We start from the raw sequence: 9,856 nt of genomic DNA, 5'->3' as shown, positions 1-9,856 counted from the left end.
GGGTTTTGCAGATGCCCTGAAACACTTGAGTCAGTACCAACTGATTTGCATAGACGAGTTTGAGCTTGATGATCCAGGCGACACCATGTTGATGTCCAGGTTACTTTCAGAGCTTGGCTCAAAAGGTATTCGTTTTGCTGCAACATCGAATACCCCTCCAAATGCACTTGGGGAGGGAAGATTCGCCGCACGAGATTTCGCCAGAGAGATATCGGCCATGGCCGATAGGTTTCAAATAGTAAGCGTGGATGGCGATGATTATCGCCATCGTCCAATAGATGGCCACACTGCTGCTTTATCTGATTCCACTGCAGAGGAGTTAGTTAGGGACTCACTTTCCGAGGGTAAAAAAGTATCTCGCGACGACTTTTCTGCATTGCTTCAGCACCTTGCCAAGGTTCATCCTTCTAAATACTTGAAGCTGATCGAGTCAATAGATGTTTTGATATTGACATCGGCTCGAAAGCTGACTGACCAGTCGGCAGCGCTTAGATTCGTTTCTTTGGTAGACAGGCTTTATGAGTCAAGGGTTGCGATTGCTTCAACGGGTATTGGTTTAACAGAAGTGTTTTCGGATGAGTATCTAGCAGGTGGATACCGAAAGAAGTACCTTCGGGCTATTTCGAGGATCGGGTCTTTGACCGAGTTGTCTTAGTTTTTCTCTTCTTTTCAGACAAGTGCCATCTGCCTCTAAACCATAATGTCGTTCCGCCCAAAAATGTTGCAACAAACGAGCCAAGTAGCACACCAAGTGTTGCTTGCGCATAGAGCTCACGATCATCAATGAATGCAAGATGAGCGATAAGAAGCGAAACCGTGAATCCAATTCCCGCCAACAAACCTAGCGGGATGAAATCAAGCACTGTTAATGGAAGACGATCTTTTGGCGATAAAAGCTTGTTTGCGATAACTGCAGCTATGGAAATTCCTACGACTTTACCAATCGCTAGTCCAAAGAAAACTCCCGAGAATACTTGCTGGGAATCTCCAACCATTGTGGGCATCACAACAGCAACCGCTGTGAATGCAAATATGGGAAGAATAAAGAAATTGGTCGCTGGTTGAACCTTGTTCATAACGGAATGTGCTCTGACAGCGGGAATCAAGATTCCCAGTATCACGCCGGCCACGGTTGCGTGGATACCGCTTTGGTAGATCGTGTACCAAAGAACTAGGCCAAACATCGCTCTAACAAGCCACTTGTTAGCAAATTTCGACGTTTCTGCAAACCTGAATGCAAACGCAACCAACGCGCTAGCGATTAGCCAGGATGTCTCTAGCTTGGTGGTGTAAAAAACAGCAATGATGCTAATAGCAATAAGGTCATCAAAAATTGCTAAGGCCAAGAGGAAAATACGGGCTGCGGACGGCATGCCTCTGCCAAAAATCGCAAGCACTCCGAGCGCAAACGCAATGTCGGTTGCTGAAGGAATAGGCCATCCCACAATCCCCACTGTTCCCCAGTTCAAATATGCGTAGATCGCCGATGGAACAATAACTCCAGCAAGGGCTGCAATAACCGGAACCATTGCCTTCTTTGGTGATGAAAGGGTTCCGGTCCTGAGTTCGTACTTTAGTTCTAGTCCTGCCACAAAGAAAAACACAGCAAGGAACAAGTCCGAAACTACGTGGGCAACGGTGATCTGGATTCCGATCAGTTCAAGATTTAGTTTGATGGCAAGTGTGTCAAGCAGAGGCCCCCCAAAAGGCGAGTTTGCAAGCACGAGCCCAATCATCGCGGCCGTCATCATGATCATCGCGGCGTTGCGTTCGGATTTCATGGTTCAAAAATACCGCATTTACGAAACAAGATGTTCATCTCGCAAGGAAAATCGAAACATTTTGGAAACCAAATTGGCAACAACTTGAAACCTTTAGGCGTCAACATCGTGCTAACAGTAAGCACCAGGTCTCTTTCAACGAAAGGCATCCAATGGATCAAGGAAACACCGCGTTCGTTCTGTTCTCTGCTGCATTAGTTCTACTAATGACTCCAGGACTTGCTTTCTTCTATGGTGGGCTCGTAAAGGCGAAATCAGTGGTGAGCATGATCATGCTTTCGTTCGGTTCGCTGGCCCTGATAGCTGTTTTGTGGGTGCTCTATGGCTACGCGATTACCTTTGCGGACGTAGGCGACACAGGGTGGATAGGGATTCCTCACATCATAGGAATCGACACCAGCTCGCTTGGCTTAAGCGCTCAAGTCGCAGAATCGGCAATTCCAGTAGGAGCTTTTCCGGAACTTGCATTCGTTAGTTTCCAGGCAACATTTGCCATAATTACGGTTGCCCTTATTTCAGGTGCAATTGCGGACCGAGCAAAGTTTGGAGCCTGGATGGTGTTCGCGGGACTCTGGGCCACACTGGTCTATTTCCCGGTTGCTGGCTGGGTATTCAACTTCACTCCCGAAGACGACGGTGGCTGGATTGTTGACAAGCTCGGAGCCATTGATTTCGCTGGAGGAACCGCTGTTCACATTAACGCCGGTGCCGCAGCTTTGGCGCTAGCCATTGTTTTAGGAAAGCGCTTTGGTTTTTCAAGGGGGATAACACAGCCTCACAACGTTCCACTAACCCTGATTGGCGCGTCACTACTTTGGTTCGGTTGGTTTGGCTTCAATGCCGGATCGCAGTTGGCAGCAGACGGTATTGCTTCATTAGTTGTTATCAATACAATTGCTGCCCCTGCAGCCGCGATGCTCGGTTGGATTTCAATAGAGAAATTTCGGCGCGGCAAAGGAACATCGATTGGTGCTGCCTCTGGTGCGATTTCTGGTTTGGTTGCAATCACCCCGGCTTGTGCTTCGATTGACCCGGTCTGGGCAATAGTGCTGGGCTTGGTTGCTGGGTCTCTCTGTGCCCTGGCAATTGATTTAAAGTTTAGATTCGGCTTCGATGATTCGCTCGACGTCGTGGGAATCCACCTTGTCGGTGGTGTTATTGGAACACTGTTTATTGGTTTGGTTGGCGTTGACGTGGGATTGTTCTTTGGATTCGGATTTGATCAACTAATAGCTCAGACCATAGGTGCAGCCGCAGTCTTTGGCTATAGTTTCGTGATGGCCCTTGCAATCGGATTTGCAATCGAGAAAACGATGGGCTTCAGGGTCCAAGCCGATGCTGAGCTAGCCGGCATTGATACCTCAGTGCACGGTGAAGAGGCTTACTCGTTCGGAAGCGACCGCCAGAACTAGGTAGTTGATTTTTGCCCTACAGAACCAAGGCTCGAATCTGGGCTACTGGCAGCTAGCTTGGATTTGGGTTAGAGTAGCCAAGCAACCTAGGTTGCACGCGGATGTGGCTCAGTGGTAGAGCATCACCTTGCCAAGGTGAGGGTCGCGAGTTCGAATCTCGTCATCCGCTCGCAGTGGCCATGAGCTACGCATCGGTGGAGTGGCCGAGAGGCTAGGCAGCGGCCTGCAAAGCCGTCTACACGGGTTCGAATCCCGTCTTCACCTCGAATTACCCGGGCGATTGGCGCAGTGGTAGCGCGCTTCCCTGACACGGAAGAGGTCACTGGTTCGAACCCAGTATCGCCCACGAGAATGTATCGAGGCTTCAAAGAAGGAAAGTAAGTGCCAACAACTAGGCAGTGCGACTTGATCCTCGTGGGTGGCGGAATTATGAGCGCCACTTTGGCCGTGTTGCTTCGTCAGGCAAATCCAGATCTGAAAATGATTGTTCTGGAGCGTCTCGATGCCGTCTCTCTCGAATCATCAAACGCTTGGAACAACGCTGGCACAGGACACGCAGCACTTTGCGAACTCAACTACATGCCAGATGACCCAAACGGAAATCTCCCATCTGCAGAAAAAGCAATATCCATAAACCAGCAATTCCAGGAGTCCAGGGAGTTCTGGTCAAGCTTGGTTAATGATGGTGTCCTTGGAGATCCAGAAACATTCATTCATTCCGTTCCCCACATGACATTTGTTCAAGGCGCTAAGGATGTTGATTACCTAGAGCGACGGTACAAGGCCCTCAAAGACCAACCGCTATTTTCCGGGATTGAATTCTCTAAAGACTTTGAACAGATCTCCAAGTGGGCGCCCATCATGATTGAAGGTCGCCCCCTATCTGATGTTGCAGCCACCAGAATTGAACAAGGAACCGATGTTGATTACGGGGCGCTAACCGAGCAGCTTTTTGCTTGGCTGAAAACCAAAGATGTCGAAGTGCTAACAAGTCACGAAGTTCTCTCACTTGATCGCAAAAACGGCTCGTGGCTAGTTACTGGGACAAACACCGAGTCCAAATTTGAATTCAGCTCGCCGCGGGTGTTTGTGGGAGCCGGGGGATGGGCTTTGAAACTTTTGCAAAAAGCAAAGATCAAGGAGATCAATGGCTACGGAACATTCCCAGTCAGTGGTCACTTCTTCAAGACCGAAAATCCTGAACTGGTTGCAAGGCATCAGGCAAAGGTTTATTCACAAGCAGCAGTTGGCGCGCCACCCATGTCTGTTCCTCACCTTGACACCAGAGTGATAGATGGAAAGACCTCTTTACTGTTTGGACCCTTCGCTGGTTTAAACCTCAAGTTCCTGAAAAACGGCTCTTGGCTTGATCTTCCAGCTTCACTTCGGTTGGGAAACATAGCGTCTTACCTATCTGTTGCGCTCCAGAACTTCCCTTTGGTCATCTACTTGATCAAAGAGATTTTCAAATCTTCAAAACAAAAACTTGAGAGCCTAAGAGAATTTGTCCCGAACGCCAGAGCTGAAGACTGGGAACTGTATGAAGCCGGACAAAGAGCACAAGTTATCAAGCCAGTCAACGGCTTGGGTGTTCTTCAGTTTGGAACAGAGGTAATAAGTTCGGCCGATGGATCGATCGCTGGCCTACTAGGAGCATCTCCTGGGGCATCGGTAGCGACTCGGGTAATGCTTGATGTTGCCACGAGGATGTTCCCAGAAAGCCAGAACACTTGGATGAAAGCTATTGCAAACTCGGTGCCGAGCTATGGTTTCAAGCTAAATGATGACCCATCAAAGGCTCGTGAATCATTGAGCACGACAGCCAAGACTCTAAAGCTGAAGGCTTAGGCCACCGCTACGCCAAGAAGTGATCCGACCCAGTAAGCGGCAGCCATTGTTACCAATGAAACGGCAACGTTTCGAAGCACCGGGCGAAGCGGCTTTGCTCCTCCGATAATCGCAGCAACGTAGCCTGTGATTGCAAGAGAGATCACCACTGAAACAATCGTCGCTGCTTCCCGATATTCAGTCCAGGGTCCAGTGATGGCAACGATTGGTAGCACTGATCCAAGTGCAAATGAGAAAAAGGACGCTACAGCCGCAGCCATCGGAGATACATGATCATCCTTTGCAAACTTTCGCTTGCGTCCTTCGCGCTTCAAGCGAGATGCAATCTCGCTATCGCGCTGGGCACTTACTGAGGCATACTCACCGCCAGCCATCGAGATTGAGCCAGCAACTAGAGCTGCGATACCAGCGATCAGAATCGCACCATTGTCTGTTGTGGCTCCTGCCACACCCATCACGAGTCCTGCTGTGGAGACGATTCCATCGTTTGCGCCAAGCACCGCCGCTCTTAGCCAATTGAGCTTTTTGGCAAGCTCTTTGCTGATTACGTGAGGTTGGGAGGTTTCCATTTTGCTTCTTCCAAGGCTTATCTGACTCGCAATGATACCAAGGCGAAAGCTCTCAGCTGGTTAGGATTGACCATAGTCGCAGGCCAGATTGGAAGATTCAATTGGAAAAGCAGTTATCCGTCGTTGTAGATGGCGTCAAACAGCAGGTAAAGCTTGGCACTACAGGCTTCGAACTGTTTGCCGACAAGACTGTTGTTGCAATGCGCGTTTCGGGTGAGCTCAGGGATCTCGCGCACATTGTTTTGGACGGCGATTCGGTCGAGGCAGTAACCATCTCGTCCCCAGACGGATTGAGCATTCTTAGGCACTCAACCGCTCACGTACTTGCACAAGCTGTTCAGAACATAAACTCTCAGGCCAAATTAGGTATTGGCCCACCGATTGTTGACGGCTTTTACTATGACTTTGATGTTGCTGAGCCTTTTACTCCGGAGGATCTAAAGAGTATCGAAAAAGAGATGGAGCGGATTATTCGCTCGGGTCAGCGCTTCGTGAGAAAAGTGATTTCTGAAGACGAGGCCCGCAACCAGTTGTCCACCGAACCTTACAAGCTGGAACTTGTTTCGCTCAAAGGATCAAGCGACTTAGCAGAAGGTTCGGCCGAAGTAGGCGCAGGCGAGCTTACGATTTACCACAACACCGATGCAAAATCGGGTGAAACTATTTGGAAGGATCTATGCCGCGGTCCGCACTTGCCGAATACTCGCATGATTGGCAATGGTTTTAGCCTCACTAGGCTTGCCGCGGCTTATTGGCGTGGCAATGAGAAGAACAAGCAGCTGCAAAGAATCTATGGAACCGCTTGGGCCTCTAAAGATGAATTAAAGGCCCACTTAGAGCGAATGGAAGAGGCCGCGAAAAGAGATCACCGACGATTGGGTCAAGAGCTGGATCTATTCTCTTTCCCCGAGGAAATTGGTTCGGGCCTAGCAGTTTTTCATCCCAAGGGTGGAACTATTCGTCGCGTGATGGAGGATTACTCGAGACAGCGTCACGAGCAAGCCGGATATGACTTCGTCTATTCGCCTCACATCACAAAATCCAACCTCTTCGAAACTTCCGGCCACTTGGCCTGGTATTCAGAGGGCATGTTCCCGCCAATGAAGCTTGATGAAGAACTCGATGAGAACGGGGTAATTCGCAAGCAAGGCCAGGACTATTACTTGAAGCCGATGAACTGTCCTTTTCACATATTGATTTACAAGTCCCAGGCTCGCTCATACCGCGACCTGCCGCTTCGAATGTTTGAATTTGGTTCGGTCTACAGATACGAGAAATCTGGCGTTGTTCACGGTCTAACCAGAGTGCGCGGCATGACCCAAGACGATGCTCACCTGTTTGTGACTTTAGAGGATATGGAGTCAGAGCTAACATCGGTATTGAGTTTTGTGCTGGATCTCCTTCGCGACTATGGCCTTACCGATTTCTATCTTGAGTTATCCACGCGTGATCCAGACAACGAGAAATTCGTTGGTAATGATGAGCTTTGGGATAAAGCAACTTCCACTCTGGCCAAGGTCGCGACCGATTCAGGTTTAGAACTAGTTCCAGATCCAGGAGGGGCTGCATTTTACGGACCAAAGATTTCCGTACAGGCACGTGATGCGATTGGCAGAACCTGGCAAATGTCAACAATACAGTTGGACTTCAATTTGCCAGACAGATTTGAGATCGAATACACCGCAAGTGACGGTCTAAAAAAGAGACCGGTAATGATTCATCGAGCCCTGTTTGGTTCGATTGAGAGATTCTTTGCTGTGCTTACCGAGCACTACGCCGGACATTTCCCACCATGGCTTGCTCCGGTCCAGGTTATGGGAATTCCAGTTGCCGATGAGTTTGCTCCATACCTTTCGGGCGTTATCGCAAAACTAAAATCTCACGGTGTTAGAGCAGAGATTGACCTAGGCGATGATCGGATGCAAAAGAAGATTCGCAATCACACCAAGGACAAGATTCCATTCCAATTAATTGCCGGTGCTGAAGATCAGCAATCCAACTCAGTTAGCTTCCGCTACCGATCGGGCGAACAGGTGAACGGCGTGGCTGTTGATGATGCGGTTGCTCTTATTATTGAAGCCATTGAATCGAAGAAGCAGGTTTAGTTGAACGGTCCAGAGTTTCTGCCGGGGGTGCCAGATAACTATCAAAGGCTCTGGACTCCGCATCGCTTGGTCTACATACAAAATGGCCAGCACCCTAAGAAAGATGAGTGTCCTTTTTGCCTGGCACCCCAGGGTTCTGACGAGGACGGACTAATTGTTTTCAGAGGAGAAACCTGCTTCGTTCTTATGAACTTGTTTCCCTATAACTCAGGTCACATGCTCGTATGCACCTATCGCCACGTGGCCTCTTATGAGGACACAACCCTTGAAGAAGCAGCAGAGATGGCTGCCCTTAGTAAGCGTGGCATGGAGGTCCTTCGAAAAGTTTCTAAGGCTCAGGGCTTCAATCTTGGTATGAACCAGGGGGAGCTGGCTGGGGCTGGGATTGCAGAGCACCTGCACCAGCACATCGTCCCACGCTGGAGTAATGACTCAAACTTCTTTCCAATAATCGCCCAAACCAAAGCAATGCCAAGGCTGCTGGGGGAAGTTCGAGCCGAGATTCAAAAGGCCTGGCTGGATAACTAAATGGCCGTTTTGGCGGGTTAGAATATCCGAATGAACCCTTCAAAAAACGAGTCAACACCCCTAGTTAAGCGCGGCCTGGCAGAGATGTTAAAAGGTGGCGTGATCATGGATGTTGTGAACGCAGAACAAGCCAAGATTGCTGAAGACGCTGGTGCGGTAGCAGTTATGGCGCTAGAGCGTGTTCCCGCAGACATCCGCGCGCAGGGTGGTGTTGCAAGAATGAGCGATCCAGAGCTAATCGAGCAGATTATTGCAACTGTTTCAATTCCAGTTATGGCGAAGGCTCGTATCGGTCATTTTGTTGAAGCCCAGGTTCTTGAGTCTTTGAAGGTTGACTACATCGATGAGTCTGAGGTGCTTTCCCCGGCGGACTATGTAAACCACATTGACAAATGGAAATTCGACGTTCCATTTGTTTGCGGAGCAACCAACTTGGGAGAAGCCCTTCGAAGAATTACTGAAGGTGCCGCAATGATTCGCTCTAAGGGCGAGGCGGGTACCGGAGATGTCTCCGAAGCCACCAAGCACATCCGAACCATTTTGGGTGAGATTAATGTTCTGGCATCAAAGACAGAGGACGAACTCTACGTTGCGGCAAAAGAACTTCAGGCTCCATACGATCTCGTGCGTGAGGTAGCAAGAACTAAGAAGCTTCCTGTTGTTTTGTTTGTCGCCGGTGGGGTTGCTACTCCAGCTGACGCTGCAATGATGATGCAACTTGGTGCTGACGGGGTCTTTGTTGGTTCTGGCGTTTTCAAGTCGGGAGAACCTGCTAAGCGCGCCGCCGCGATTGTTAAAGCAGTTGCCGCATTCAACGATGCTTCGGTTATTGCAGAGGCTTCAAGGGGTCTTGGTGAAGCCATGGTTGGCATCAACGTGAAAGATCTTCCAGCACCTCATCGACTCTCGGAGCGCGGTTGGTAATTGCGTATCGGAGTACTAGCTCTACAAGGTGACGTTAGAGAGCACATTGAAACGCTCACCAAACTAGCTTGTGAAACAGTCGAGGTTCGAAAGAGCGAAGACCTAAATGATATCTCGGGACTGATTCTGCCTGGTGGAGAGTCAACGACAATTTCGAAGCTCATAGACATCTTTTCGCTAAGGGAACCAATTCTGGAATTCATCAAATCGGGCAAGGCCACACTGGGCACCTGTGCCGGGATGATCACTTTGGCAAAGGATGTTTTGGATAGCGCTTCTGGTCAGCAAAGTTTGGGCTTGATGGACATTTCTGTCCGTAGAAATGCCTTTGGCTCACAGCTTGATTCGTTCGAGCAGGTCATCGATTTTGATGGTACGAATCTGAATGTTGCGTTCATCAGAGCCCCAATCGTTGAAAGAGTGGGGGAGGCTGTAAAGGTACTCTCGAAGCTAAGCGATGGGAGAGTGGTTGCAGTTAGGCAGCAGAACATGTTGGCAACATCGTTTCACCCCGAGATCACTGGCGAAACCTTTGTCCACGAGTACTTTTTGAAGATGGCAAATTCACCCCAATAGTTCTGATTTAGAATTCATAGCGAAAGTATTCAAGGAGAAAAATGTCCGGTCATTCCAAGTGGGCCACCACCAAGCACAAAAAGGCGATCATTGACTCGCGCCGTGCAAAACTT

Annotated in this window: 9 protein-coding genes and 3 tRNA genes; 10 read left to right on the top strand and 2 right to left on the bottom strand. The window is 49.4% G+C overall.

What is annotated here, in order from left to right; genetic code table 11:
- Positions 1-655, top strand: a 655-nt coding sequence (zapE, locus tag AC9UES_RS05555; protein ID WP_509527410.1) for a cell division protein ZapE, incomplete at its 5' end; no start/stop codon positions are given.
- On the opposite strand, the gene nhaA is transcribed toward zapE, so the two are convergent.
- Positions 618-1,781, bottom strand: a complete 1,164-nt coding sequence (gene nhaA, locus AC9UES_RS05550; RefSeq protein ID WP_509527408.1) for a Na+/H+ antiporter NhaA — start codon at positions 1,779-1,781, stop codon at positions 618-620. The two genes, zapE and nhaA, sit on opposite strands and share 38 nt — an antisense overlap.
- A gap of 152 nt (positions 1,782-1,933) precedes the next feature.
- Here nhaA and AC9UES_RS05545 point away from each other — a divergent pair, with 152 nt between their 5' ends.
- The 5 genes from AC9UES_RS05545 to mqo all read left to right on the top strand — a co-directional run bounded on the left by AC9UES_RS05545 (position 1,934) and on the right by mqo (position 5,041).
- Positions 1,934-3,193, top strand: a complete 1,260-nt coding sequence (locus AC9UES_RS05545) for an ammonium transporter (protein WP_509527406.1) — start codon at positions 1,934-1,936, stop codon at positions 3,191-3,193.
- Between the two features lie 97 nt (positions 3,194-3,290).
- Positions 3,291-3,362 (top strand) — tRNA-Gly (locus AC9UES_RS05540).
- A gap of 24 nt (positions 3,363-3,386) precedes the next feature.
- Positions 3,387-3,457, top strand: a tRNA-Cys gene (locus AC9UES_RS05535).
- Between the two features lie 10 nt (positions 3,458-3,467).
- Positions 3,468-3,539 (top strand) — tRNA-Val (locus AC9UES_RS05530).
- A gap of 35 nt (positions 3,540-3,574) precedes the next feature.
- Positions 3,575-5,041, top strand: coding sequence for a malate dehydrogenase (quinone) (mqo, locus tag AC9UES_RS05525; protein ID WP_509527404.1), 1,467 nt, complete (start codon positions 3,575-3,577; stop codon positions 5,039-5,041).
- Here the strand turns inward: mqo and AC9UES_RS05520 are convergent.
- Positions 5,038-5,610 (bottom strand): VIT1/CCC1 transporter family protein, encoded by a 573-nt coding sequence (locus tag AC9UES_RS05520; RefSeq protein ID WP_509527402.1) that lies wholly within the window; start codon positions 5,608-5,610, stop codon positions 5,038-5,040. The two genes, mqo and AC9UES_RS05520, sit on opposite strands and share 4 nt — an antisense overlap.
- Before the next feature lie 200 nt (positions 5,611-5,810).
- Between AC9UES_RS05520 and thrS the strand changes: the two genes are divergently transcribed.
- Genes thrS through pdxT form a run of 4 tightly spaced genes read left to right on the top strand, consistent with a single transcriptional unit; the run spans position 5,811 to position 9,743 of the window.
- Positions 5,811-7,715 (top strand): threonine--tRNA ligase, encoded by a 1,905-nt coding sequence (gene thrS / locus AC9UES_RS05515; RefSeq protein WP_509527412.1) that lies wholly within the window; start codon positions 5,811-5,813, stop codon positions 7,713-7,715.
- Positions 7,716-8,243 (top strand): HIT family protein, encoded by a 528-nt coding sequence (locus AC9UES_RS05510; protein ID WP_509527400.1) that lies wholly within the window; start codon positions 7,716-7,718, stop codon positions 8,241-8,243.
- Between the two features lie 30 nt (positions 8,244-8,273).
- On the top strand, positions 8,274-9,167 hold the full coding sequence (gene pdxS / locus AC9UES_RS05505) for a pyridoxal 5'-phosphate synthase lyase subunit PdxS (RefSeq protein ID WP_509527398.1): 894 nt from the start codon (positions 8,274-8,276) through the stop codon (positions 9,165-9,167).
- Entirely contained in the window at positions 9,168-9,743 is a 576-nt protein-coding gene (gene pdxT / locus AC9UES_RS05500) for a pyridoxal 5'-phosphate synthase glutaminase subunit PdxT (protein ID WP_509527396.1), read from the top strand.
- The last annotated feature ends 113 nt before the right edge of the window (positions 9,744-9,856 follow it).

This window comes from Rhodoluna sp. (genome assembly GCF_044232805.1).
GTDB lineage: Bacteria > Actinomycetota > Actinomycetes > Actinomycetales > Microbacteriaceae > Rhodoluna.
The sequence above is the reverse complement of the archived record's forward strand: the minus strand, read 5'-3'. Positions and strand labels throughout refer to the sequence as shown.

Coding starts and splice junctions, on each gene's coding strand:
- nhaA (WP_509527408.1), bottom strand. CDS start 1,781: ATGAAATCCGAACGCAACGCCGCGATGATCATGATGACGGCCGCGATG.
- AC9UES_RS05545 (WP_509527406.1), top strand. CDS start 1,934: ATGGATCAAGGAAACACCGCGTTCGTTCTGTTCTCTGCTGCATTAGTT.
- AC9UES_RS05520 (WP_509527402.1), bottom strand. CDS start 5,610: ATGGAAACCTCCCAACCTCACGTAATCAGCAAAGAGCTTGCCAAAAAG.
- thrS (WP_509527412.1), top strand. CDS start 5,811: ATGCGCGTTTCGGGTGAGCTCAGGGATCTCGCGCACATTGTTTTGGAC.
- pdxS (WP_509527398.1), top strand. CDS start 8,274: ATGAACCCTTCAAAAAACGAGTCAACACCCCTAGTTAAGCGCGGCCTG.